The organism is Halomonas sp. KM007, assembly GCF_050709225.1.
GTDB lineage: Bacteria > Pseudomonadota > Gammaproteobacteria > Pseudomonadales > Halomonadaceae > Vreelandella > Vreelandella hamiltonii.
In genome coordinates, this window is record NZ_CP136131.1 from 1,008,132 (window position 1) to 1,033,075 (window position 24,944).

General features: G+C 61.4%; 24 protein-coding genes. 7 read left to right on the plus strand and 17 right to left on the minus strand.

Translation table 11 applies throughout. The features are described 5' to 3' along the window. Positions 1 to 43: 43 nt before the first annotated feature. The 3 genes from RVM27_RS04675 to RVM27_RS04685 form a co-directional block, all read right to left on the minus strand. Positions 44 to 769 carry a 3'-5' exonuclease gene (locus tag RVM27_RS04675; protein ID WP_498940429.1) on the minus strand — a complete coding sequence of 242 codons (726 nt, stop codon included), beginning with the start codon at positions 767 to 769 and terminating at the stop codon, positions 44 to 46. 1 nt (position 770) lies between these two features. Beyond that, the gene (locus RVM27_RS04680; RefSeq protein ID WP_287805660.1) at positions 771 to 2,681 is read right to left on the minus strand and encodes a DUF294 nucleotidyltransferase-like domain-containing protein; all 1,911 of its coding nucleotides are present in this window, start codon (positions 2,679 to 2,681) and stop codon (positions 771 to 773) included. A gap of 228 nt (positions 2,682 to 2,909) precedes the next feature. Then, positions 2,910 to 3,299 (minus strand): DUF4168 domain-containing protein, encoded by a 390-nt coding sequence (locus RVM27_RS04685; protein ID WP_039175645.1) that lies wholly within the window; start codon positions 3,297 to 3,299, stop codon positions 2,910 to 2,912. A gap of 143 nt (positions 3,300 to 3,442) precedes the next feature. Between RVM27_RS04685 and RVM27_RS04690 the strand changes: the two genes are divergently transcribed. Both RVM27_RS04690 and RVM27_RS04695 read left to right on the plus strand, forming a co-directional pair. Next, positions 3,443 to 4,366 (plus strand): DMT family transporter, encoded by a 924-nt coding sequence (locus tag RVM27_RS04690; RefSeq protein ID WP_498957468.1) that lies wholly within the window; start codon positions 3,443 to 3,445, stop codon positions 4,364 to 4,366. Between the two features lie 36 nt (positions 4,367 to 4,402). Beyond that, on the plus strand, positions 4,403 to 5,170 hold the full coding sequence (locus RVM27_RS04695) for an EAL domain-containing protein (protein WP_498957469.1): 768 nt from the start codon (positions 4,403 to 4,405) through the stop codon (positions 5,168 to 5,170). A gap of 7 nt (positions 5,171 to 5,177) precedes the next feature. Here the strand turns inward: RVM27_RS04695 and mtgA are convergent, their stop codons facing one another. The 3 genes from mtgA to RVM27_RS04710 form a co-directional block, all read right to left on the minus strand. Further along, the gene (gene mtgA / locus RVM27_RS04700; protein WP_016916327.1) at positions 5,178 to 5,894 is read right to left on the minus strand and encodes a monofunctional biosynthetic peptidoglycan transglycosylase; all 717 of its coding nucleotides are present in this window, start codon (positions 5,892 to 5,894) and stop codon (positions 5,178 to 5,180) included. 12 nt (positions 5,895 to 5,906) lie between these two features. Further along, a complete protein-coding gene (fghA, locus tag RVM27_RS04705; RefSeq protein WP_498957470.1) occupies positions 5,907 to 6,761 on the minus strand; it encodes an alpha/beta hydrolase family protein in 855 nt (284 codons plus the stop codon). An 80-nt stretch (positions 6,762 to 6,841) separates the two neighbouring features. Beyond that, positions 6,842 to 7,951: an S-(hydroxymethyl)glutathione dehydrogenase/class III alcohol dehydrogenase gene (locus RVM27_RS04710; RefSeq protein WP_058577505.1), complete on the minus strand. Its 1,110-nt coding sequence runs from the start codon at positions 7,949 to 7,951 to the stop codon at positions 6,842 to 6,844. Positions 7,952 to 8,128: 177 nt separating this feature from the next. Here RVM27_RS04710 and RVM27_RS04715 point away from each other — a divergent pair, with 177 nt between their 5' ends. Then, the gene (locus RVM27_RS04715) at positions 8,129 to 9,016 is read left to right on the plus strand and encodes a LysR family transcriptional regulator (protein ID WP_498957471.1); all 888 of its coding nucleotides are present in this window, start codon (positions 8,129 to 8,131) and stop codon (positions 9,014 to 9,016) included. Between the two features lie 14 nt (positions 9,017 to 9,030). Here RVM27_RS04715 and RVM27_RS04720 read toward each other — a convergent pair whose 3' ends face one another. After that, positions 9,031 to 10,398 carry a serine dehydratase alpha family protein gene (locus tag RVM27_RS04720; RefSeq protein ID WP_498957472.1) on the minus strand — a complete coding sequence of 456 codons (1,368 nt, stop codon included), beginning with the start codon at positions 10,396 to 10,398 and terminating at the stop codon, positions 9,031 to 9,033. A gap of 344 nt (positions 10,399 to 10,742) precedes the next feature. Between RVM27_RS04720 and RVM27_RS04725 the strand changes: the two genes are divergently transcribed. Beyond that, complete coding sequence (locus RVM27_RS04725) at positions 10,743 to 12,314, plus strand: AbgT family transporter (RefSeq protein WP_498957473.1); 1,572 nt, start codon at positions 10,743 to 10,745, stop codon at positions 12,312 to 12,314. A gap of 104 nt (positions 12,315 to 12,418) precedes the next feature. On the opposite strand, the gene rpoD is transcribed toward RVM27_RS04725, so the two are convergent. The 3 genes from rpoD to rpsU form a co-directional block, all read right to left on the minus strand. Further along, complete coding sequence (gene rpoD, locus RVM27_RS04730; protein WP_498957474.1) at positions 12,419 to 14,269, minus strand: RNA polymerase sigma factor RpoD; 1,851 nt, start codon at positions 14,267 to 14,269, stop codon at positions 12,419 to 12,421. A 230-nt stretch (positions 14,270 to 14,499) separates the two neighbouring features. After that, positions 14,500 to 16,347, minus strand: coding sequence for a DNA primase (gene dnaG / locus RVM27_RS04735; RefSeq protein WP_498957475.1), 1,848 nt, complete (start codon positions 16,345 to 16,347; stop codon positions 14,500 to 14,502). Between the two features lie 188 nt (positions 16,348 to 16,535). After that, positions 16,536 to 16,751: a 30S ribosomal protein S21 gene (gene rpsU, locus RVM27_RS04740; protein ID WP_081192464.1), complete on the minus strand. Its 216-nt coding sequence runs from the start codon at positions 16,749 to 16,751 to the stop codon at positions 16,536 to 16,538. A 200-nt stretch (positions 16,752 to 16,951) separates the two neighbouring features. Here rpsU and tsaD point away from each other — a divergent pair, with 200 nt between their 5' ends. Continuing rightward, on the plus strand, positions 16,952 to 18,007 hold the full coding sequence (gene tsaD / locus RVM27_RS04745; protein ID WP_498957476.1) for a tRNA (adenosine(37)-N6)-threonylcarbamoyltransferase complex transferase subunit TsaD: 1,056 nt from the start codon (positions 16,952 to 16,954) through the stop codon (positions 18,005 to 18,007). 9 nt (positions 18,008 to 18,016) lie between these two features. Here the strand turns inward: tsaD and RVM27_RS04750 are convergent, their stop codons facing one another. After that, complete coding sequence (locus RVM27_RS04750; RefSeq protein WP_498957477.1) at positions 18,017 to 18,586, minus strand: glycerol-3-phosphate acyltransferase; 570 nt, start codon at positions 18,584 to 18,586, stop codon at positions 18,017 to 18,019. 104 nt (positions 18,587 to 18,690) lie between these two features. On the opposite strand from RVM27_RS04750, the gene folB reads away from it, so the two are divergent. Together folB and folK are read left to right on the plus strand one after the other, a co-directional pair. Further along, the gene (gene folB / locus RVM27_RS04755) at positions 18,691 to 19,071 is read left to right on the plus strand and encodes a dihydroneopterin aldolase (protein ID WP_498957478.1); all 381 of its coding nucleotides are present in this window, start codon (positions 18,691 to 18,693) and stop codon (positions 19,069 to 19,071) included. Then, positions 19,068 to 19,613: a 2-amino-4-hydroxy-6-hydroxymethyldihydropteridine diphosphokinase gene (folK, locus tag RVM27_RS04760; RefSeq protein WP_498957479.1), complete on the plus strand. Its 546-nt coding sequence runs from the start codon at positions 19,068 to 19,070 to the stop codon at positions 19,611 to 19,613. Before folB ends, folK begins: the two co-directional genes overlap by 4 nt. On the opposite strand, the gene RVM27_RS04765 is transcribed toward folK, so the two are convergent. The 6 genes from RVM27_RS04765 to RVM27_RS04790 all read right to left on the minus strand — a co-directional run bounded on the left by RVM27_RS04765 (position 19,610) and on the right by RVM27_RS04790 (position 24,938). Next, on the minus strand, positions 19,610 to 20,728 hold the full coding sequence (locus tag RVM27_RS04765) for a tRNA nucleotidyltransferase/poly(A) polymerase-related protein (protein ID WP_498957480.1): 1,119 nt from the start codon (positions 20,726 to 20,728) through the stop codon (positions 19,610 to 19,612). The genes folK and RVM27_RS04765 overlap by 4 nt on opposite strands. Continuing rightward, positions 20,728 to 21,543, minus strand: a complete 816-nt coding sequence (locus tag RVM27_RS04770) for a diadenosine tetraphosphatase (protein WP_498957481.1) — start codon at positions 21,541 to 21,543, stop codon at positions 20,728 to 20,730. Before RVM27_RS04770 ends, RVM27_RS04765 begins: the two co-directional genes overlap by 1 nt. 86 nt (positions 21,544 to 21,629) lie before the next feature. Then, positions 21,630 to 22,007, minus strand: coding sequence for a Co2+/Mg2+ efflux facilitator ApaG/CorD (apaG, locus tag RVM27_RS04775; RefSeq protein WP_144979781.1), 378 nt, complete (start codon positions 22,005 to 22,007; stop codon positions 21,630 to 21,632). Beyond that, positions 22,004 to 22,831: a ribosomal RNA small subunit methyltransferase A gene (gene rsmA, locus RVM27_RS04780; RefSeq protein ID WP_498957482.1), complete on the minus strand. Its 828-nt coding sequence runs from the start codon at positions 22,829 to 22,831 to the stop codon at positions 22,004 to 22,006. The genes apaG and rsmA overlap by 4 nt, the downstream gene beginning before the upstream one ends. A gap of 26 nt (positions 22,832 to 22,857) precedes the next feature. After that, positions 22,858 to 23,901 (minus strand): PdxA family dehydrogenase, encoded by a 1,044-nt coding sequence (gene pdxA / locus RVM27_RS04785; RefSeq protein WP_498957483.1) that lies wholly within the window; start codon positions 23,899 to 23,901, stop codon positions 22,858 to 22,860. Further along, positions 23,901 to 24,938 carry a peptidylprolyl isomerase family protein gene (locus RVM27_RS04790; RefSeq protein ID WP_498957484.1) on the minus strand — a complete coding sequence of 346 codons (1,038 nt, stop codon included), beginning with the start codon at positions 24,936 to 24,938 and terminating at the stop codon, positions 23,901 to 23,903. Before RVM27_RS04790 ends, pdxA begins: the two co-directional genes overlap by 1 nt. Positions 24,939 to 24,944: the final 6 nt, after the last annotated feature.

Genomic DNA, 24,944 nt, shown 5'->3' on the forward strand with positions numbered 1-24,944 from the left:
GGCTGCCCGTTTTGTGTTTGCACGCTACCCACACGCTAGTCCGTCAGCACCAGAGTGCCTTGAGCGGCGTATCCGCTGAGTAGCGGTTGGCGATTTGCGCCTGCAGCAGCTCGGCGGTGGCCAGCGCATCCACCAGGGCGTGGTGCCCCTGGTAGGGCGGCAAGCCATAGCGTTCACGGCTGGCATTGAGCCGAATCGACACCGGCGGCCTGCCCAGCCAGCGGCGAAAGCGCGCCCACAGGGTCTGCCGATGCAGTCTGGCTTCCAGCGACATCGTGTCGATCATGGGAAACAGCACGCCCTCGCCGCGCCGCTCTTTCACGGCGGCATCCAGAAAAGGGCGCTCGATGTTGCGAAAATGGACCACCACCACTCGGCCCGCCAGCACCTCCAGCAGCTCATCCAGCACCTCGTCCAGATCAGGGGCGTCAGCCACCTCCGAGTGGGTGATATGGTGGTAGGCGATGGAGGCTTCGTCCAGCGGCCGCGCAGGCTTCACCACCCAATAACGTCGCTGGGCAAGCGGTATCCGCCTCAGCGTAAAGGGCACGGCCCCCACGCTGACGATACCGTGGCGACGCTCGTCCAGCCCGGTGGTTTCCAGGTCCAGCGCCACCATGGGCACCTCGCCCAGAGGGGTGTCGGGGTCTGGCAAGGGCGTGCTGAAGAAACGCTGCAACGCCTCATTATCAGCGCGCTGGGCGCGAGCAGCCATGTAGCCAGCCCAGTCGGCCTGGGTCACTTTCTGACGTGGGCGAATACCGTGCATATCAACGCCCCTGCCGTTGCGTGGGAATCGGGTAGCGGAATTTCAGGAATTTCTGCGCATGGCTCAACACCTGAAACGCATCCTTGAGCGTATGCCGCTCGCTGTCTTCGACGTTTTCGGGTTCGATGTTGTTATCCGGCTCGCGCTCTTCCTGCAGGTCGATGACCTGATGGCGAATACGCGACATGCACAGGAACTCCAGGGCATAGCTCAGCTTGTCGCTGACCCCGGTGGCCAACAGCTGGGTCTGGCTGATGTCGTTCAGCCGCTGAAAGGAGTTCTGCGCTTTGGAGCCACAGGCCAGCGCATGCACACGAATCAGGTCTACCATGGGCGCCGTACCACGCCGTTTGAGGTTGATGGAGTTGTTGTGCTTGCCATCCTTTTCCATCACGAACGTGCGGAAAAAGCCCAGCGGGGGCGTACGGTTCAAGGCATTACGCGCCATGGCGGCCAGAAACAGAGGCGACTGGGGTGCCGTCTGGGCGATCAGGTCCTGAAGCGCTTCCACGTAGTGTTCTTCGCCATAGACACTGTCCAGGTCGAAAAAGATCGAGCTGTGCAGCAACCTCTCCGGGGTGGGGTTGGCCATCCAGTCCTGGAAGTAGCGTTTCCACACGCTCAGCGGCTGGCGCCACTGGCGGTTGGTGGCCATGACATCGCCTTTGCAATAGGTGTAGCCACAGGCGGCCAATCCATCGCTGACAAAGGCTGCCAGCGCCTGGAAATACGCGTCGTGCTCGTCCGGGACGAAATCATCGGACAAGATCAGCGCATTGTCCTGGTCCGTCACGATGCTCTGCTCGTTACGCGCCATGGACCCATTGACCATGAAGCAGTAAGGCACCGGGGGTGGCCCCAGCGACTCTTCGGCCAACTCCAGCAAACGGCGGGTAAAACTGCGCCCGATGGTCGATAGCGCGCTGCCCACCATCTGTGAATTGGCCCCCTCCTGCACCATCCGTGCAAAGGCAGCGCGAACATCGGGCAACAGCTTGGCCAACCCTTGGGCGCTGGACTGGTTGAAAATATTGCTGACCAGATAAAGACCGCTATGGGTCTCGTAGCGAATGATATCGGAAAGATGCACCACACCTACCGGGCGCTGGCGATACAGCACCGGCAAGTGATGCACGTTACTGCGCAGCATCACCAGCATGGCCTCGTAGACCGTGGCATCCGACTGGACGGTAATCAACCGCTCTGATACCACATCACCCACAGGCGTGGAGGGCGCCAGCCCCTCGGCCACGACCCGCGTGCGGAAATCGCTGTCGGTGAGAATGCCGCACATCTGCCAGGTCTTGCCTTCGCTGTCCTGAAAGCTGTAGCGAGGATGATTGCTCCCCTCATCGATCACCAGTACGGCCGATGCCTGGGCAGCGCTGATCTGCTGTGCCGCCTGCTGAACGCTGGTGGTGGACTCCACCATCACCGGATAGCGTGTCACCAGCTTGCGTATGCGCGTGACCATCATGTCGTTGGACTTTTTCTGCTGCTCGGCAGCGGTCTCCAACCGAGGCCGCTCCAACTCCACGAAGTCGGCAAACTCATCGTCTTCCTCACAGAGCCGCTGGAAAACGTCGTTGGGTATGAAATAGATCAACGTATCTTCGATGGCCTTGGCAGGAAAGCGCACCTTGTGGTTACGCAGCAGGCTGAAATGACCGAAGATGTCTCCTTCTGACAGGCGATTGTAGAGTTCGCCCTGCCGCCGATACACTTCTACTGCCCCACTGCGGATATAGCACAGCTCATCGAGGGTGGCGTCCAGCTCGAGAATGTCGCTACCCGTCTTGAAGTAACTCACCTCCACCCGGGCGGCAATGGCGTCCAGTAGCTCGTCGGACAGCCCATCGAATGGCGGGAACTGTCCCATGTGCTGGCGGATTTCCAGAAGTTCCACGTCCATACGCTCTCCTGCAGAGGCTCAAAGGGTTAATGATCAGCCATTTAGTGTGGCGTGTGCGTCGGTAGAGGACAACCTTTCAGCCTGCGTGAACCACGCAAAAAAAGCCCAGCGCGTTGGCGCTGGGCTTTTAGACCACAGAACAGGCAGGTACTTCGCACGTTAAGGAAAATCTGGCACTATCCTGCCTGTCTCGATGGTTCACCACCGCCAGAGGCGGTGGCAACAGGCTTATGACTGGCTAGCCATTTCCTGAACGCGCTGCATCATTTCCGGATCCTGCTGGATGGATTGACCGATAGCATTGAACGTGTCGACGTCCAGACCGCTGTCTTCGACCACTTCGATCATGCGGTCATTGGCTTCAGCGCGAACTTCCTGTTGGGCAGCTTCGTCTTCTGCTTCCTGCAGACGCTGTGTGTACTCCTGAGAGATCACGGCAATTTCTTGAGAAGCATCGGCGAACTGCTGTAGCTGCTGATCAGAAAAATCCTGTGCAGGCGCCTGCTGGGTCGCCATCGGATCTTGTGCCGGGTCCTGGGCTTGCTGGGCGTGGGCAGTGCCCGCCATCAGGCCAGTGGCAAGGAGAGCAGCAGAGAACAAAGCAGTCATACGTTGCATGGTAAGAAACCTCATTGGCGCGTTATGAATGTGCACAGTGGGACGCGTGGTTCAGGCACAGGTTCAATCTTTTATGTAAAAACACGTTACAAGAAGAACGGAACGCAACAACAGATAAACAACACGCTGGCAATAGGAGCTTTATGTCTAGCCACTTCAAGGCCTTGCAAAACATGCACAGCCATTCGCTCGCGCTGGCTGCCATGCCTGGGCTCTTCGTGCTGTTATGGAGCACGGGGTTCATTGGTGCCAAGTTTGGCCTGCCCTACGCCGAACCCTTCACGTTTTTGTTTATCCGCTTCGTGTTGACGCTGCTGCTGCTCGTACCGCTGACCTTGCTGATGCGCATTCCATGGCCGAGTTCACCAAGGCTATGGATGCATATCGGGGTCTCGGGCCTGCTCGTGCATGCCACCTATCTTGGCGGCGTATTCTATGGCATTTACCTGGGAATGCCAGCAGGCTTGACGGCCTTGCTGGTGGGCTTGCAGCCGCTGTTGACCGCCGCCTGTGCAGGCCCACTGCTGGGCGAACGCCTGGGCACGCGGCAGTGGCTAGGCCTGGCGCTGGGGCTGGTAGGCATCTGCCTGGTACTGGGTAGCAAACTGGAGTTTGGCAGTTCGCTGTTCAGCGGCTTTGGCATGGGGGCACTGGTCAGTGTACTGGCCGCATTGCTGGGTATTTCATTGGGCACGCTGTACCAGAAACGCTACTGCACCAGCATGCCGCTGCTGTCGGGTGCAGTGATTCAGTACCTGGCAGCAGGCACCCTGCTGGGCCTGGGGGCGCTGTTGTTCGAGACCCGCTCCATAATGTGGAGCACAACCTTCCTGCTGACCCTGGGCTGGCTCGTGCTGATTCTGTCAATTGCCGCTATCCTGTTACTGATGGCCTTGATAAAGAAGGGGGAGGCTTCCCGCGTGGCAAGCCTCTTTTATCTAGTGCCTCCCGTGACCGCGCTACAGGCGTGGTGGCTATTTGATGAGCGGCTGCCGCTGATGGGGCTCATCGGCATGCTCATTGCCATCGCCGGGGTGGTGATGGTCGTCAAATCCGCCAGCAAATAACCTAATAATTTTGATCGTTCCAGGGCTTGGAAGAACATGACAGCACAACCTCATTGCGCCAGGGTAAACGGCATCTGCAACTGCTGCGACACACCGGTACCGTTCGCGTTTACCATGGCCTTTCAGCCCATCGTGGACGTAGCACGTCGTAAAGTGATCTATTACGAGGCGTTGGTACGAGGCGTCAACGGTGAGTCCGCTTTTTCCATTCTTGAGCAGGTGACCGACGACCTGCTGTATCGCTTTGACCAGGCATGTCGGGTCAAAGCCATCGAGTTGGCCAGTGCGCTGGGGATGGAGGCGCGTCTCTCGATCAACTTTCTTCCCAATGCCGTCTACGAACCCGAAGCCTGTATTCAATCTACCCTGGAAACATCACGCCGGGTGGGCTGGCCCACCGAACGGCTGAACTTCGAAATCACCGAAACCGAACGGGTGGTCGACCGAACACACCTGCGCAACATCATCGATAGCTATCGCCGCATGGGGTTCACCACGTCGTTGGATGATTTTGGCAACGGCTATGCCAACCTGAACCTGTTGACCGATTTGCGACCGGATACGCTGAAGGTAGACCGAGAGCTGGTCATGGGCTGCGACGGCAATCCACGGCGGCAGGCCATTCTCAAAAGCCTGGTCGCCCTGGCGCGCACGCTGGGCACCCAACTGGTGGCCGAAGGGGTCGAGACACGGGCAGAGTCACGCTGCCTGCTGGACTTGGGCATTTCGGTACAGCAGGGGTACTATTTCGCCAGGCCACAGGTAGGTGTGCTGGCCAGCGTGGCTGACGAGCAATACGATTGAAGAAGGTTCAAAGCCGTTCGAGGTAAGCCGTGCCGCCCAGATTACGCATCTGTTGGCGGATCCACTGGCCGCGGCGCTCGACCTGGGCGTCGGGTCGCGATGCGCTGCGAGTGCGCGGGCTAGGCAGGATGGCCGCCAGCAAACTGGCCTGGCGCTCGGTCAAGGCACTTCCGGAAGCACCAAAGTAGTGGTCGGCGGCAGCTTCCAGCCCAAACACCCCGGTATCCCACTCGGCCACGTTCAGGTACACCTCCAGAATCCGCTGCTTGCTCCAGAAGGTTTCGATCAGCAGGGTGAACCACGCTTCCAGCCCTTTGCGCAGCCAGCTGCGCCCACTCCATAGGAAAACGTTCTTGGCCGTTTGCTGGCTGAGCGTACTGGCCCCCCGCAGCCTCGAGCCATCGCGGCTGGCCTCCCAGGCACGACGCAGCTCCACCACATCGAAACCACGATGAATCGGGAAGCGTTGGTCCTCGGCGGCAATCACCGCCAGCTTGGCGTTATTCGAGAGATTGTCCCAACTACGCCACTGGTGCTGGATGGTGATGGGTTCGCGATGGACCCAGCTTTGTACCTTGCGTTCCACCATCACCATGGAACCCGGCGGCGGCACGAAGCGAAACAGCCACACCAGCGCCACCGAGAGCAGCACAAAGGCCAGCGCGCCACGCCAAACAAGACGCCAAAGCAGACGAAGAACTCGGCGCAGCGCGCGATTGACCATGTCTCGGTACCCTTAACGTTTCATGAGGTGCTCCGCATGATAGCGCAAATGGTCCTCGATGAACGAGGCGATGAAGAAGTAACTATGATCGTAGCCTGGCTGACGGCGCAGCGTTAGCGGGTGATCATGCTCGGCGCATACCGCTTCCAGACGCTCGGGCATCAGCTGCTCTTCCAGGAACTGATCGGCTTCCCCTTGATCGATGAACAACCGCTGCCGGGAAGCGCCATTGGCTACCAGCTCGCAGGCATCGTACTGGCGCCAGCGGGTCTGATCTTCCCCAAGGTAGCTGGTGAAGGCTTTTTGCCCCCAAGGGCAGTTCATCGGGTTCACGATCGGCGCAAAGGCCGATACCGAACGGAAGCGCCCCGGATGACGCAGCGCCAGGATCAATGCACCGTGCCCTCCCATGGAGTGCCCACTGATCGACTCGCGGCCATTGACCGGCAAATGCTGACGCACCACGGACGGCAGCTCTTCGACCACGTAATCGTACATGCGGTAGTGAGGCTTCCAGGGCGCCTGGGTGGCGTTCACGTAGAAACCTGCGCCAGACCCCAGATCGTAGCTTTCATGCTCGCCGGGCAACTCCGTGCCGCGCGGGCTGGTATCCGGACATACGATCGCCACGCCCAGCTCTGCCGCAATGCGGTGCGCGCCGGCTTTCTGCATGAAGTTTTCGTCATTGCAGGTCAACCCCGACAGCCACCACAGCAGGGGCACCCGCTCGTTTTCGGCTTGTGGCGGCAGGTACACCGCAAAGACCATGTCGCAGTCCAGGGCTCGGGAGTAGTGGCGGTAGCGCTTGTGCCAACCGCCAAAACTGCGGTTTGCCGACACCAGCTCCAACGTTTCACTCATGCTCATAGGCAGGCTCCTTAAACAGTGAAACGCGGCGGGTTGCCCCTACCGCGTTCGTTTATCCGGTTTCTTTCGCTAGGTGATACTCAGTAATGCAGGACGGTACGAATGCTCTTGCCTTCATGGAGCAGATCGAAAGCTTCGTTGATCTTCTCAAACGGCATATCGTGGGTGATAAAGTCGTCGATGTTAAGCTCGCCATTCATATAGCGATCCACGTAGCCCGGCAGCTCGCTACGGCCTTTCACACCACCGAATGCCGAGCCTTTCCAAACGCGGCCTGTCACCAGCTGGAAGGGACGGGTTGAGATCTCTTCGCCTGCGCCTGCCACGCCGACAATGATCGATTCACCCCAGCCTTTGTGGCAGCACTCAAGCGCTGAACGCATCACGTTGACGTTGCCGATACACTCAAACGAGTAGTCGACGCCGCCATCGGTCATATCAACGATGACCTGTTGGATCGGGTCACTGTAATCTTTGGGGTTGACGAAATCAGTCGCGCCGAACTGCTTGGCCAGCACAAATTTGTCTGGATTGACATCAATCGCGATGATTTTAGAAGCTTTCGCCATCACCGCCCCCTGAATCACCGCCAAGCCAATGGCACCCAAGCCGAACACGGCAACGGTAGAGCCGGGCTCTACTTTCGCGGTATTCATAACGGCACCAATACCCGTGGTAACACCACAGCCCAGCAGGCAGATTTTATCCATCGGCGCTTCTTTGGAGACCACCGCCAGCGATACTTCCGGCAACACGGTGTACTCACTAAACGTGGAGGTGCCCATGTAGTGGTGCAGCATTTTGCCGTCTAGCGAGAAGCGTGATGTGCCGTCTGGCATGACACCTTTACCTTGGGTCGCACGTACGCTACCACAGAGGTTGGTTTTACCTGAGAGGCAGAATTTACACTTGCCGCACTCGGCGGTGTAGAGCGGAATAACGTGGTCGCCAGGTTTCACGCTGGTAACACCTTCGCCCACTTCTTGAACAACGCCCGCGCCCTCGTGGCCCAGTACGGCTGGGAAGTTGCCCTCAGGGTCGGCACCGGACAGCGTAAAGGCGTCTGTGTGACACACGCTGGTGGCGGCCATTTTCACCAGCACTTCTCCCGCCTTCGGGCCTTCAACATCAATCTCAACCAGCTCAAGCGGCTTACCCGCTTCTAATGCAACCGCAGCACGTGATTTCATGCAAATCTCCCCGAGGTGTTGCGCAGCGACGTTCCACTGCCTGGGCGCAACAGCGCTCAATAAAGTGGATGGATAAACGTGGTTGAAGTGTAGGTCAGCTAGGCGAGAAAGATAAAGCGGGATACACTCACAAGATTATTGCTCCTGAGCAACAATCTCTTTAATTAAGGGTTCGCCATGCAGCGCTGGGATCGTATCGAAGCCTTCGTCGAGGTAGTCAGGCTGGGCACCTTTTCCGCCGCCGCTCGACACCTCAAAGTCTCTACCTCGCATATCAGCCGTTTGGTCAGTCAGCTAGAGAACCAGCTAGGCGTGCAGCTACTCTACCGCACCACGCGGCAGATTCGGCTGACCGATGCGGGGGCGCTTTACGTGGAGCACTGCCGTTATCTCTTCGAGGGACTGCGCAACGCCGAGCAGGCCATCAGCGAACTTCAAGCCAGCCCGCAAGGGCTGTTGAAGCTCACCTCGGCCACCACCTTTGGCGAGCGCTATATCGCGCCGCTGGTCAACGACTTCCAGCGTCTGCACCCCCAGTTGGAAGTACACATGCACTTTACCAATCGCCCGGTCGAGCTGATCGAAGAGGGGTACGACATTGCCATCCGAATGGGCGTGCTAAAAGACTCTAGCCTGATTGCCCGACGGTTGTGTGAGCGGCGGGAGTACGTAGTGGGCTCAAGCGCCTATTTTCGTCAGGCGCCCCGTCCCCACACGCTGGGCGAGCTGAGCCAACACCGCTGCCTGCTGGGGTCGCGCCCCAACTGGCTGTTCGAAGTGCACGGTCAGCGGCGAGAGGTCAAGGTAGAGGGGTGCTGGAGCAGCAACTCGGGGCCTGCCCTGCTGGATGCAGCCCTGAAAGGGCTGGGCCTGGCTCAGTTGCCGGATTACTACGTCGCTCCGCATCTGGCCAGTGGTGAACTGATCTCGGTGCTGGAACCCTTCCAGCACCACCGTACGGCGGTGTGGGCGGTCTACCCGCGCCACCGCCACTTGTCACCCAAGATTCGTCAACTGGTGGACTATCTGGTGGCCAATATCGGCCGCACCCTGCCCCAGGCCTGACACGCGCAGCCGGACTAACACTCGATGGCGTTGACCGCGAGCCCTCCCTTGGAGGTCTCCTTGTATTTGTCCTGCATGTCGCGTCCGGTATCGCGCATGGTCTTGATCACTTTATCCAGCGAGACGAAGTGGTCGCCATCACCATGCAGCGCCATACGGGCGGCATTGATGGCCTTGACCGACGCAATGGCATTGCGCTCGATACAGGGGACCTGCACCAGCCCCGCCACCGGGTCACAGGTCAGCCCCAGGTTATGCTCCAGGCCAATTTCCGCAGCGTTTTCTATCTGCCGCGGCGTACCGCCCAGCACTTCGGCCAGCCCGGCCGCCGCCATGGCGCACGCCGAGCCGACCTCCCCCTGGCAGCCCACCTCCGCCCCGGAGATCGAGGCATTCTTCTTGCACAGTATGCCCATGGCGCCCGCCGCCAACAGAAAATCGACCACGTCGGCATCGCAGGCGTCGGGTTCGAACTTCAGGTAATAGGCCAGCACCGCCGGAACGATACCGGCAGCCCCATTGGTGGGCGCCGTGACCATCCGCTTGCCGGCCGCGTTCTCTTCATTGACGGCCAGCGCAAACAGGTTGACCCAATCCATCACGCTGAAACTGCTGACGATCAGGCGCTGCTGGGCGGGCGGCGAAAGCAGTTGCTGATGCAGGGCGTTGGCGCGACGGCGCACGTTCAGCCCGCCGGGCAACCGACCGGTGGCTTTCAATCCGTTCTCGATACTGTCACGCATGGCGTGCCAGATCTTCAGCAGTTCGGTACGGATGGTGTCTTCGCTGCGCCAGGCTTTCTCGTTTTCCAGCATCAGCTGGCTGATACGCAAATCATTCGCCTGGCACAGTGCCAATAGCTCGTTACCCGATTCGAACGGATAAGGCAGCGCCGTCTTGTCCTCATCCAGCCCGCCCTGATCGGCACAGGCCTGGTCCACATAGAAGCCGCCGCCTAGCGAGTAGTAAGTGTTGGTCGCGATGACCCGCTCTTGCTGGTAGGCCGTGATCACCATGGCATTGGGATGAAAGGCCAGACAGGTCTCGTCCCACTCGATGTCTCGCGCACGGTCGAAGGGCAGCGAATGCCCATTGGGCAGCGTCAGTGGCGTCCCGTCGTCCAGCGCCGCCAGGCGTCCGGCAATGCTGTCGGGCTCGATGGACTCGGGCATTTCACCCATCAGGCCCATCACCACCGCATTGTCGGTGCCGTGGCCTACCCCAGTCGCGGCCAACGACCCGTGCAGCCGCACCACCAGCCGTGACACTGGCGCTTCCGGCAACGCCATCACGAAATCCCGCGCCGCGCGCATGGGCCCCACGGTATGCGAGCTGGACGGGCCAATGCCTATCCGAAACAGATCAAAGACGCTAATTGCCATGGTGACACCCGCCCCTCAACGGTCGTTATTGCTTGCATGTGGTTACTTTGCAGTGTTGCTCGCCATTCGTCGAGACATTCACAGCATATTCCGCCCGGCGCTCTGTCAAAAGCTCTTTCTGTTGAGACAGTACACGACGGGGCCACTCAGCGGCGGGCGAATTAACCGCCTGCTGTCCCAGTGGTTTTGCGCCATCACCCGCCCCGCTATCCAGCGGCATTTCATTTTTTACATCCCGCTATACGTAAAGCCATTTGCGCCCCCTTGACCATCCACGTAGTGTCGTCCCCCACACTGCTTTGGGCAATTTTGCTAAAAAACAACCAACTGACGACACAAACGTTATGAATACACCAAACAATCGTGAAAATACGCTAAAACGCGGGGCGTTCACTCGCTTCCTGGATAGCGTCGAATGGCTGGGCAACTTGCTGCCTCACCCGGTGACACTGTTCGCCATCCTGTGTGTGCTGGTGGTGGTCGGCAGCGGCATTGCGGGGGCGCTAGGGGTATCGGTAGCCGACCCACGCCCAGCCAATGAAGGCGAGTGGATTGCCGTCAATTCATTGCTCAACGCCGAGGGCCTGCGCCGCCTGGTCACCGAAATGGTGACCAACTTCACCAGTTTTGCGCCCTTGGGTACCGTGCTGGTGGCCATGCTGGGGGTGGGTGTGGCCGAGCACTCGGGCCTGCTGTCGGCCAGCATGCGCGCGCTGGTACTCAACCGCTCACCGCCCATCGTCACCTATGCCGTGGTATTTGCGGGCATCATGTCGAACATGGCAGCCGAGCTTGGCTATGTGGTGCTGATTCCGCTGGCGGCGATGATCTTTCATTCGCTGGGCAGACATCCGCTGGCCGGTTTGGCAGCCGCGTTTTGTGGCGTCTCCGGCGGCTACAGCGCCAACCTCTTGATCGGTACCGTCGACCCGCTGCTCTCGGGCATCACTCAGGAAGCCGCTCGTCTGCTGGACCCGGCGTATATCGTCGGGGCCGAAGCCAACTGGTTCTTCATGTTTGCCAGCACCTTTTTCGTCACCCTGATTGGCGGCCTGGTCACGGAACGCATCGTCGAGCCGAAGCTGGGCAAGTTCGATACGGCCTATGCCGACAGCGGTATCGATCAGCAGCGCATGGAGGGCCTGTCCGACACCGAAAAGCGGGCGCTGAAGGGCACCGGCCTGGCCACTCTGGCACTCATCACCCTGGTGGCCATCATGGTGGTGCCTGAAGGCGGCATTCTGCGCGACCCCGAGACCGGGCTGATCAGCGGCTCCCCCTTCCTGCGCGGCATCGTGGTGATCGTGGCCGTTTCGTTCAGCGTGCTGGGCTTCATCTATGGTCGCTTGGCAGGCACCATGCACAATGACCGCGATGTGGTGGACGCCATGGCCAAGAGCATGAGCAGCCTGGGCCTCTATATCGTGCTGGTCTTTTTTGCCGCTCAGTTCGTGGCGCTGTTCAACTGGAGCAACTTTGGCACGGTGACCGCCATTGCCGGGGCCGACCTGCTGGAGTCCCTGGGGCTGCGCGGGCCTGGACTATTTGCGCTGTTCATCATCATGTGCGCCTTCATCAACCTGTCGCTGGGCAGCGCATCGGCGCAGTGGGCCGTGACGGCCCCCATCTTCGTACCCATGCTGATGCTGATGGGCTACGCCCCGGAAGTGATTCAGGCCGCCTACCGGATCGGCGACTCGGTCACCAACCTGATCACCCCGATGATGAGCTATTTCGGGCTGATTCTCGCGGTGGCGACCCGTTATCGTAACGACATGGGCATCGGCACGCTGGTCGCTCTCATGCTGCCTTACACGCTGTTCATGCTGATCGGTTGGAGCGCGCTGTTCTTTATCTGGGTGTTTATTCTTGGCTTGCCGGTTGGTCCAGGCTCTGCCACTTACTACACGCTCTAAGCTTTAAACGGCATAACATAAAAAGCCCGCCGTTCTCTGAACGGCGGGCTTTTTGGTCTTCGTGGCTACTCTATTTCACCACTCACTCTTCACTACTCGCGGCTTTACTCGTCCAGGAAGGAACGCAGCGGCTCGGAACGGCTGGGATGACGCAGCTTGCGAAGCGCCTTGGCTTCGATCTGGCGGATCCGCTCTCGGGTCACGTCGAACTGCTTGCCGACTTCTTCCAGGGTGTGATCGGTATTCATGTCGATACCGAAACGCATGCGCAGCACCTTCGCTTCGCGAGCGGTCAAACCACCGAGGACGTTACGGGTCGCTTCGATCAGGCCTTCGCCGGTCGCCATATCGATGGGCAGCAGCATGGTGCTGTCCTCGATGAAGTCGCCCAGATGAGAGTCGTCGTCATCACCAATCGGCGTCTCCATGGAGATCGGCTCCTTGGCGATCTTGAGCACCTTGCGCACCTTGTCTTCCGGCATTTCAAGACGCTCGCCCAGCTCTTCAGGCGTCGGCTCACGGCCCATTTCCTGCAGCATCTGACGAGAGACACGATTGAGCTTGTTGATGGTCTCGATCATGTGGACCGGAATACGAATGGTCCGCGCCTGATCCGCGATGGAGCGCGTAATGGCCTGACGAATCCACCATGTCGCGTAGGTGGAGAACTTGTAGCCACGGCGATACTCGAACTTGTCCACCGCCTTCATCAGACCGATATTGCCTTCCTGAATCAGATCCAGGAACTGCAGGCCACGGTTGGTGTACTTCTTGGCGATCGAGATCACCAGGCGCAGGTTGGCCTCGACCATCTCTTTCTTGGCCCGGCGCGCCTTCGCTTCACCGATGGAGAGCTTGCGGTTGACTTCCTTCAGGTCCGCCACCGTCAGCTGCACCATGTCTTCCTCGAACGCAATCTTGCGCTGAGAACGTGCGATGTCGGCACGCAGTGGCTCAAGACGGTCGGCATACTTGGGCTGCGCTTCCTGGAAAGCGTCCAGCCACGACGAATCCGACTCATGCCCCGGGAAGGACTTGATGAAGATCTTGCGCGGCACCTTGGCTTTCTTGACGCACAGCTGCATGACCGCCTTTTCCTGGGCACGCACCTGCTCCACGCTGATGCGGATCTGCCCCACCAGACGCTCGAAGTGCTTGGGCACCAGTTTGATGGGCGAGAACAGCTCGGCCAGACGCGCCTGCTCGGCCTTCAGCTCGCTACTGCCACGGCCAAACTTGGCCAGCGCCGCTTCGACGGCAGCATTTTGCTCACGGATCTGCTCGAAACGCGCCTTGGCTTCTTCCGGGTCCGGGCCACCTTCGCTGGCGGTGGTGTCCTCGTCATCATCGTCGCTGTCGATATCCTCGTCATCGCTCAGCTCGGCATCGACTTCCGGCTCGGGGGCTTCCGCTTCGGCCACCCCGGGAATGCCTTCATCGGGGTCGATGAAACCGGAGAACAGGTCGGAAAGGCGCCCCGGCGCCTCCTCGTCCTGGGTCGCGTCGTAGGCTTCGAGGATGGAGGCAACGGCACCGGGCAGGTACGCAAGCGCCGACATGACTTCCCGCGTGCCCTCTTCGATCCGCTTGGCGATTTCGATTTCGCCTTCACGGGTCAGCAGCTCCACCGTGCCCATCTCACGCATGTACATGCGGACAGGGTCAGTGGTGCGACCGACGTCGCTTTCCACGGCGGCGAGTGCCGCAACGGCCTCTTCCGCAGCGGATTCGTCCGCGGAGTGATCCGACATCATCAAAGTGTCTTCATCTGGCGCTTCTTCAACGACACTGATACCCATGTCGTTGATCATGCCAATGATGTCTTCCACTTGATCCGGGTCGGCGATATCCTCGGGTAGATGGTCGTTGACCTCGGCATAGGTCAGGTAGCCCTGTTCCTTGCCGCGCGCGATCAACTCCTTCAGACGTGACTGCTGCTGCGCATTTCCAGCCATAGAAACCCTATCTCGACGAAGAAGAATGAAACACCTGGGCCGCTGAATCGATTAAACTCAACAAGCCGAGCAGTATAGCGTAAATAGCTGGATTTTTTCCAGCGAAACGTATTTCCGCGATCATTCAGGTGTGTTAGGTTGTTCGGTTAGCCAATACTTGGCGGCATAACCTCTATGTGGCCCTGAAGTGCGAGATTTCAACCCCTCACCTCTTGCAACCACCTTGTGCATTAGCGGCCCTGGGTCAACTCCATCACCAACCCGGCCAACCGCTGCCGCTGCTCCTTATCCAGCTTTTGCCCTGAGCGCTCCAGCGCCAGCAAGGCATCGTACTCTTCCTGCGGCGAACGCTTGCGCTGCTTCTCGATCAGGTGTTCGACCAACCCGGTCAGCTCGTCCTCACGGGTCGCCCTGGGAATCAGCAGCTCACGCGCGGCCAACTCTGCCAGCACACGCCCCTCATCACTGCCCTGAAAGTGCGCCAGCACCACTTGCGGGCTGCGGTAGCGTCCGGCGCGCAGCAGGGCAATCAGGTCACGGCACAGCGATGCCTGAGGATCCTGGCCAGGCAGCCAATCCTGCGTTTCCGGCAGAACGGCCACCAGCGTCGGCTCATGCAGCAACAGCTGCACGATACGCCCTACGGTGGAGAGCGCCCGCGAGGTGTTCGCCTGACGCGACGACCGACCACCGCGCGGGCGAACCTGCTCTTCCGGCGGCGCCTGCGCATCGACCGGCTCCCACTGCGGCGACACCCTGGAGGCTGCTGCCACGCGTTTGTCCAGCAACCCCTGCAACTGCGCCCGGGACAACCCACTGCGCTTGGCGAGCGTCTCCAGCAGCAGCGACTTCAGCATGCCTTCCGGGACCTTCTGCAGCGCCTCCAGCACGTGACTGGCGAAGCGCTCGCGCCCTTCCACGGTCTGCAAGTCGCGCCCTTGGGCAGCCTGCTCGAACAGAAACTCCGACAGCGGCATGGCACAGGTCACGCGGTCTTCGAAGGCCTCGCGACCCTCGCGGCGCACCAGCGAATCCGGGTCATCCCCTTCCGGCAAGAACAGAAACCGTGCCTCGCGGCCATCGATCATCTGCGGCAGCGCGGTTTCCAGCGCACGGCTGGCTGCCTGACGCCCGGCGCGGTCACCGTCGAAACAGAACACCACGCGACTGACCAGGCGGAACAGGCGCGTCAGGTGGTCTTCGGTGGTGGCGGTGCCCAGCGTGGCCACGGCGTTATGAATGCCGTACTGCGCCAGCGCCACCACGTCCATGTAACCTTCGACCATCACCAGCTGTTCCAGCTTGCTGGTCGCCTGACGCGCCTCGTACAAGCCGTACAGCTCGCGCCCCTTGTGGAAGACGGGCGTCTCCGGCGAGTTGAGGTATTTGGGCTGCTCATCCCCCATGACCCGACCGCCAAAGGCGATGGTCCGACCGCGCAAATCGCGTATCGGAAACATCACCCGGTCGCGGAAGCGATCATAAGTGCGCCCAGTGTCCTCACGGTGAATCAGCAGACCGTACTCGATCTGCACCGACTCACCGATGCCCTTGGCGCTCAGATGCTGCTTCAGCGCCTCCCAACCGCCGGGGGCATAGCCAATCCCGTAGGTGGTCATTACGTCTGGCGAAAGGCCACGCCCCTGCAAGTAGCGCTGGGCCGCCCACCCCTCCTGCATTTTCAATCGTTCGCGATAGAAGCTGGCCGCCACCTCGAGAAGATTGACACCTTCCTTGCGTTTTTTCTCCCGCTGCTGGGCACGCGGGTCGTCCGTCCCTTCCCTGGGCACGTCCAGCCCCAGCCGCCCGGCCAGTTGCTCGACCGCCTCGGGAAAGGGCAGCTTGTCGTATTCCATCAAAAAGCGTAGCGCATTACCGTGGGCACCACAGCCAAAGCAGTGATAGAACTGCTTGTCGGCACTGACGGTAAACGAAGGTGTTTTTTCCTGATGGAAAGGACACAGGCCGGAAAAATTACGGCCCGCTTTCTTGAGCTGTACGCGCTCCCCCACCACTTCGACCACGTCGACGCGGCCAAGCAGATCGTCAATAAATCGCTGTGGAATTTGACCTGCCATGGGCTGAGGGCATCCTCGCGCAACACGCTTGTGGGCGGGTCTAACGTCATCAGGCCACGCGCCTGATCACCTTAAACCGCGTAAAACAGACAACACGAAAACGAAAAACAAACGGCCACCTGGTGGCGGCCGCTTGGCATCCCTCTTGAGACAACCAGCCAACTGCTCTGGCTCTCTCCAGGTACGGATCAATAGAGCCGTTCGAAACGCTTACGCTCACGCTGCAACTTCTTGGCGTGACGTTTTACGGCAGCTGCCGCTTTGCGCTTGCGCTCAGCAGTCGGCTTCTCGTAGTACTCGCGACGACGTACTTCAGACAGAACGCCAGCTTTTTCGCAAGAACGCTTGAAGCGACGCAGGGCGACGTCAAACGGCTCGTTATCACGTACTTTTACAGAAGGCATTAAGCACTCACCTACCTTAAGGAGTCTTGAGTTCGGATAGTACGCACACCGAACAAGACGGTGTACGACCCAGTTTTACAGCGCACAGTAGTCTAGTCGTGGTTGGCCATCTTTGCAAATGCTTACGCCCAGCGGGCACGACAATGCTAGACTAGCCGATTTCGAGTACCTGCCTTTTCAATCAGATGAGTGCTTTTGCCATGCGTGTACTGGGCATCGAGACATCCTGCGACGAAACCGGCGTCGCCATTTACGACACGGCCTACACCGGCGGCCAGGGTCTGCTGGCCGATGCCCTGTACAGCCAGATCGCCATGCACGCCGAATATGGCGGCGTGGTGCCCGAACTGGCCTCTCGGGATCACACACGCAAGCTGCTGCCGCTCATCGAACAGGTATTGAAAGAGGCCCATCTTTCCCGCCACGACCTGGATGGCATCGCCTATACGGCGGGCCCGGGATTGGTGGGTGCGCTGATGGTCGGTGCCAGCACCGCCCATGGTATGGCCAGGGCGCTGAACATTCCCGTACTGGGGGTGCATCACATGGAAGGCCACCTGCTGGCGCCCATGCTGGAGGAGCAGGCTCCTGCCTTTCCCTTCGTGGCCCTGCTGGTCTCCGGCGGCCACACCCAGCTGGTGGAAGTACAGGGGCTGGGTTGCTATCGACTCCTGGGCGAATCGGTAGACGATGCGGCCGGTGAGGCCTTCGACAAGGCCGCCAAGATGCTGGGCCTGGCGTACCCAGGCGGCCCGCTGGTGGCCAAACTGGCCGAACAGGGCGACCCTAAGCGCTTTCGCTTCCCGCGCCCCATGACCGACCGCCCCGGGCTCGACTTCAGCTTTTCAGGCCTGAAGACCCACACCTTGACGACGATTCGCCAGCTGGAAGCCGCAGGCGAGCTGGACGAACAGGCCAAAGCCGACGTGGCACGCGCCTTCGAAGAGGCCGTCGTGGATACGCTGGTCATCAAATGCCGCCGAGCCCTGGACGAGACCGGCCTGAAACGCATCGTGATGGCAGGTGGTGTGAGTGCCAATACGCGGCTGCGCGAGCGCCTGGCCCTGGAGACCCAAAAGCGCCAGGCCCGTGCCTATTACCCCCGTGGGCGCTTCTGCACCGACAATGGCGCCATGATTGCCTATGTGGGCGCCCAGCGTCTGGCGGCAGGAGAACGCGACGACAGCGGTATCATGCAGGCTACACCACGCTGGCCACTGGACACGCTGACAGCGCCCCTCAGCACCACCCGATAACCCGTTGGCCTATTTGCGCAGCGGGGGCTCTTCCCCCTGCCGCCAACGACGAATATTGAGCACATGACGGGTCAGTACCAGCAGGCTGAACCCGCCCACCACGATCATATAGTCAGGCGCCAGCCAGGCGCACAGCAGGGGCACCAACAGCGCGCTCGCAACCGACGCCAGCGCGGCGGTACCCAACCGCCACGCCATCAGCGCCCAGGCAAGGGCGCCGAGCAGCGCAACGCTGGGCACCAGCACCAGCAACACCCCGAAGGCGCTGGCGACGGCCTTGCCACCTCGAAACCCATACCAGAGCGGGAAACTGTGGCCCAGCAGTACCGCCAGCCCTACCAGCCCTTGCCACATAATCGGCAAGGCCAGCCACTTGGCCGCCAAGACCACCGGCACCGCCTTCAAGGCATCCAACGCCAGGGTGGCCGCCGCCAGCCGGGGGCCATACAGCCGTAACACGTTGGAAAACCCGGGGTTACAGGAACCGCAAAAGCGCGGGTCGGCCACGCCTGCCCAACGGCATACGCTCACCGCCGCCAGCCAGCTGCCGCTCAAGTACCCCAAGACGATCCACAGCATCCCCTGCTTACCCTGCCCCTCATCAGCCAGCGCCGCCGCCTGAACTGTCGTTTATGGTCGTCCTCAAGTACAATCGCCCGCTTGTCGACGCTGGGGAATGACCTGTGGACCGCATATTGATTGAAGCACTCACCGTAGAAACCGTGATTGGCGTATACGATTGGGAGCGCACTATCACGCAATCGCTGAGCCTGGATCTCTCCCTGGCCACGGACATCCGGCCTGCCGCCGCCACCGATGATTTGCGCCTGACTCTCGATTATGCCGCGATCTGCCAGCGAATCCAGCAGTTCGCCGACGAGCATCAGTTTGCACTGGTCGAAACCTTTGCCGAGCGGCTGGCCGTCAGTTTGCAGCACGAGTTCCCGATCAGCTGGCTGCACCTGCGTGTGCGCAAGCCCGGCGCGGTGCCCCAGGCGGCCAGTGTCGGCCTGGAAATCACCCGCGGCAGCCTGCCAAAGGCTAGCAAGGATAGCGACCCATGAACCTGGTCACGCTTAGCCTGGGCAGCAATATCGACCCGGAAAAACACATCCGCCTGTGCCTGGACGCCCTGGCAGAGACGTTTGGCGAACTGCAGATATCGCGCATTTTCGAGAGCGAGCCGGTCGGCTTCAAGGATAGCCGCAATTTCTACAATCTGGTGGTGGCGTTCCATAGCGACTGGTCCGTGGCCAGACTGCAGGCTTGGGCCAAGGCATTGGAAATGGCCCATGGGCGGACGCCCGACATGGTCAAGTGTAGCCCGCGCGCCCTGGATATCGACCTGCTGACCGTGGGGGACGCCTGCGGCGTGATAGATGATGTGGCCCTGCCGCGGGCTGAAATCACCCAGAGCGCTTTCGTACTGCAACCCTTGGCCGAGCTGCTGCCCGACGAACGGCACCCCCGCTGTCATACGCCTTATGCCACGCTGTGGCAGCGTTTCACCTTGGGTCGTCAGCGGCTGTGGGCCATCGACTTTCAGTGGCAGGGGCGCTTCGTTTCCCAGGCCGACCCCTTGCCGCGCCAGGTCCAAGCGCGCTAAAGCGCTGCCGCCACGGCCCCGCGCCGCCGTTGACGCAGCGCCTCCCCCAAGGCGGCCCCTCGGTAACCTTCGCCCATCAATACCTGAGGACTGACCGCGCAGGCAGCTTGCCAGGCCGCCTCCAGCACGGGGCGCAAGCCAGGCGCAAGCTGCTCCAGCAACTGCAGTTGCGCGCTGACCTGGGCAGGCTTGCGCCAGCCATCCAGGCGCTCCAGCCAGCACAGCACTTTCTCGGCTTCCAGCGGGGCTGCCAGCAGCGCCTTGGTCGAGGCGGCATGGCGTGCCAGCTGCGCAACGCTATTGGGCAGCTTCAAACGCACGGTCAGGGCCTCGCGCTGTGACTCGCTCAGCACCGACACCAGCAGCGCATAGCGCCAGTGCGCCAGCGGCGGCTCGCGCTGTTCGGGAGCTGCCTGCATGGCCTTCAGGGCCTGAGCCAGACACGCTTTCGCTGCCAGCTCAGGCCACCACGCCGCCAACGCATCACACGCGGCCAGGGTCGTGAAATAGCACTCGGGGCTGGGTTCGGCCAGCGCCTTCTCGGTCTCGACCCACACGCGCTCGGCTGCCAGATGCGCCAGCTCTCCGCTGCGGCTGACCGCGCGCATCAAGTCCAGAGTATCCGGCGCCACGGCAAACCCCATGGCGGCATAGCGGGCTAAAAAACGCGCAGTACGCAGTACGCGCAAGGGGTCTTCACTGAAGGCAGGGGAGACATGGCGAAGCCAGCGCTGCTCGATGTCCCGCTGGCCGTGATAAGGGTCGATCAAATGCCCATCCGCCGCCTGGGCGATGGCATTGATAGTCAGATCCCGACGGGAGAGATCCTCTTCCAGCGTCACGTCGGGGCTGGCGTGCACCTCGAACCCGCCATACCCGTGGCCCGACTTGCGCTCGGTACGCGCCAGCGCATACTCCTCCTGGGTAGCCGGGTGCAGGAATACCGGAAAATCGCGCCCGACGGGTTTGAATCCACGCTGTTGCATCATTTCGGGGGTTGCCCCCACCACCACCCAGTCGTGATCCACCACGGGCCATCCCAACAGCTCGTCCCGCACGGCCCCACCTACGCGGTAGACCTCCAGCCCTTGGGTGTATGCATCCAGCTGAAACATCAGCGACCTCCCTGCTGGCTGGGCACACTGACACGCTGGCCGCTCTCCAGCACCAGCGCGCTCAGCGAGCCACCCCACACGCACCCGGTATCGATCCCGTGCACATCCACCTTCGCGCCGGGGGTGCGCCCCTCCAGCGCCGCCCAGTGGCCAAACAGCAGGCGCAGATCGTCGGCACGGGGAAACTGGAACCAGGGCGCAAAGCCCGCAGGCGCACTCTCCACCCCCTCCTTGGCAGCAAAATCGAGCCGCTCCTGGGCATCGATGAAGCGCATCCGAGTGAACACATTGACGATGCAGCGCAGCCTGTCCATGCCTTCGAGCTGGTCGTGGAAGCGGTCAGGCTGATTGCCGAACAGTTGGCTCAGAAAAGCTCCCGCCTGCTCGCTGCCCAGCGCTGCTTGTACTTCTCCGCTCAGTGCCAGCGCCTGTTCGGCACTCCAACTGGGCAGCAGCCCGGCGTGGGTCATCAGCGTGTTATCGGCCTGTACCGCCAGGGGAAGGCTTTGCAGCCAGTCCAGCAAACCGTCACGGTGCGGCGAAGACAGAATGTCGTCCAGCGTGTCGTGGCGCTTGAGCTTGCCGCCCCCCCGTGCCACCACCAGCAGGTGGAAGTCGTGGTTCCCCAGCACGCTGCGTGCGGCGCTGCCCAGCGCTTTCACTTCCTGCAGGCAGGCCAGGGAGCCAGGCCCCCGGTTGATCAAATCGCCCACCAGCCAGAGCGTATCGCGGGCGGGATCAAAGCTGATTTTATCCAGTAAGGCGACAAACTCGGCATGACATCCATGCAGGTCGCCAATGACATAAGTGCTCATGGGTAAAGGCCTGTTAACGCATTGACGGAGTTGGCTGGCGTGGGCGGCTTGTCGCGCATGGAAAACCGCCGACGAAGGCTCCCGCCTCAATGCAGCTGGCGGGGCACCGCTAACCGAAAGGGCGAGACGGGCACATCGAACGCCCGCTGGGTGTAGGTGTTCAACAAGGTGTAAGCACCCTCCATGACACCTACCGGGGTTTGCAGTATCGCTCGGCTGGTATAGCGGAACCGTTGCCCCGGGCCAATCAGCGGCTGCTGACCCACCACGCCCTTGCCGCGCACTTCCTGGCTCTCGCCATTGCCCTGGGTGATTTTCCAGTAGCGTGCCATCAGCTGCACGCTATGGGGGCTTTGGTTGTGCACCGTCACGGTGTAGCTGAACACGTAGCGGGCCTCGCTGGCACTCGACTCGGCGTCCTGAAACTCTGGCGTGACGCTGACCTCGATCTCCAGCCCGCTCACGCGTCACCACTCCGCTGTTCCACGTCCTCATGGGCGGCCACATGATTGGCGATGGTCACGTATTCCGCCACGGTCAGGGTTTGCGGGCGCCGGGCAGGGTCGATGCCCAACGCTTCCAGGGCCTCTGCACTGACCCGCCCCTTCAGGTTGTTGCGCAGCGTCTTGCGGCGCTGCCCAAAGGCCAGCTTGACCAGCTCGAAAAGCAGGGCCGGATCATCGGCCACCTGGGGTAGCGATGCATGGGGCGTCAGCCGCACGATGGCGGAATCGACCTTGGGGCGGGGCACGAAGGCTTCCGGTGGCACGATGAACAGCTGGTCCACCTGACAGTAATACTGCGCCATCACCGAGAGCCGCCCCCAATCGGTACTGCCGGGCTCGGCCGCCAGGCGCTCCACCACCTCTTTTTGCAGCATGAAGTGCATATCGGCGATGGCTGACCCCATGGTCAGCAGGTGCACGATCAGCGGCGTCGAAATGTTGTAAGGCAGATTCCCCACCACGCGCAGCGGCTGGCCGTCGCCCTTGAGGGCGGCAAAATCGAACTTCAGTGCGTCGCCTTCGTGAATCACGAATTCGGGGTAGTTGAAAAACTGCACCCGCAACCCCGGAATCAGATCTCTATCCAGCTCGATGACTTCCAGCTTGCCGGTCGCTTCCAGCAAGGGAGCAGTGAGCGCGCCCTGGCCGGGACCGATTTCGACCAGCCGATCGCCTTCACGCGGCCCGATGGCACGGACAATCCGTGAAATGATTCCGAGATCACGAAGAAAGTTTTGACCGAAGCGTTTACGAGCACGGTGCTGCTGGGGCACTTGAGACATCTAACAGTGTTCCTTGGAGGGTTGATTCATGGGGCGGCCTGAGAGGAGGCACGCTGGGTGGCCAGCCGCTGGGCGAGTGCCACCGCCACGCCCAGGCTGGAGGGGTTGGCAATACCGCGGCCTGCCAGGTCCAGCGCCGTGCCATGGTCCACCGAGGTGCGTACCAGCGGCAGCCCCAGGGTGATGTTGGCAGCCTGACCAAAGCCTGCGTATTTTAGCACTGCCAGGCCCTGGTCGTGATACATCGCCAGTACCGCATCGACCCCCGCCAGATGGCGTGGGGTAAACAGGGTATCGGCCGGAAACGGGCCTTCCACGTTCAGGCCCTCGGCACGCAGCGCCTGCAGGGTGGGCGTGATGATTTCCAGCTCTTCGCGGCCCAGGTGACCATCTTCACCCGCATGGGGGTTGAGCCCACACACCGCCACCCTGGGCTGGGCGATACCAAATTGACGCTGCAGGTCCGCCACCAGCAGACGGCTGATGCGCGCAATGCGCTCGCCGGTGATGGCATCCGCCACATCGCGCAGCGGCAGATGGGTGGTCACCAGTGCAACTCGCAGGTCGCTTTCGCCCTGCCACTGTGGCGACGTGGCGTGCAGCGCAGCGTCCGTGGCCAACAGCATGACCACCTCATCCACGCCGCAGGCGTCCCGCAGCCACTCGGTGTGGCCCGTGAAGTGCGGGTAGCCACCTTCGATGATCACGCCCTTGTGCAGCGGGGCAGTCACCATGGCCGCCGCGTGTCCGGCCAGGCAGGCATTCACTGCCGTCTGCAGGGTGTCCAGCACATAGCCTGCATTGGCAGGGTCCAGCACGCCGGGCGTGGCCGGTGCGCGCAAGGCGACAGGCCACACCACCAGGCGCCCTGGCGAGGAGACCTGCTGGCTGCCCGGCTCGGCGACCACGATCTCCACCGTGAGCGCGAGCAACGCCGCCCGCTGGGCGAGCAGCGTCGGGTCACCTACCGCCACGGTGTTGTTCAGACGCCCCTGTGCCGCCAGCATCAGCGTCAGCTCGGGGCCGATACCGGCGGGCTCCCCGGTGGTGATCAGCAGCGGCAGCGACATTACAGGCGAATGTCCACGAAGGCCTGTTCGCGAATTTCACGCTGCCATACTTCCAGCTCTTCATTGGCACGACGCTGGAAGATGGCCTGGCGCACCTGCTCGCGACGGCTCTCTTCGGTCACGTCCTGACGGCGACGCTCCAGCACTTCGATCACGTGGTAGCCAAACTGCGAGCGCACCGGCTCGGACAGCTGGTTGGGGCCGAGCGAGTTCATGGCCTCTTCGAAGGCAGGCACCGTCTGGCCGGGGCGCACCCAGCCCAGGTCGCCGCCGTTCATGCCGCTTCCCCGGTCATCACTGAGTTCACGGGCAACGGTGGCAAAGTCTTCGCCCTGCTGCAGGCGCTGGCGAGCCTGCTCTGCACGGCTACGCGCTTGCGCTTCGTCTCGGGTGGGCGTCAGCTCGACCAGCACGTGGCGCGCGCGGGTCTCTTCGATGAACGACTGGCCCTGCTGAGAGGGCTGCTGCTCGAGAAAGCGCTCCACTTCCCGGTCCGACACGGAAACCCGCTGGCTGATCTGACGCTGCTGCACCTGGCGCATCAGCATTTCGCGCCGTATTTCCTCACGCACGCTGGCCAGACTCATGCCATCGGCTTCCACGGCATCGGCAAACTGATCCAGGCTCATGCCATTGGACTCGGCAATGGTACGCAGCTGACGGTTAAGCTCGGTGTCGTCCACGCTCAGGTTGGCGCGGCTGGCCATCTGCAGCTGAATTTCGTCCATCACCATGCGCTCCAGCACCTGCTGGGCCAACTGGCTGCGGGGCGGCAGTTGCCCGCCTTGAGCGGCCGCCTGCTGTTCGATTTGCGCGATGCGGTCGTTCAGCTCGCTGCGCATGATGACACCATCGTTGACAACGGCCACGACGCTATCCAGCGGCTGACGCTGCGCGGATTCGAAGCTCTGGGCCTGAACGCTCAACGGTACCAGGGCAGCACCGGCACCCAGGCACAGGGTCATCATGGTGCCCGCCGAAAGCAGTCTTGCCCGCTGGGAGAGCTTGCGGGTCCGCAGGATCTTTCTGATCGTCATAAAAAG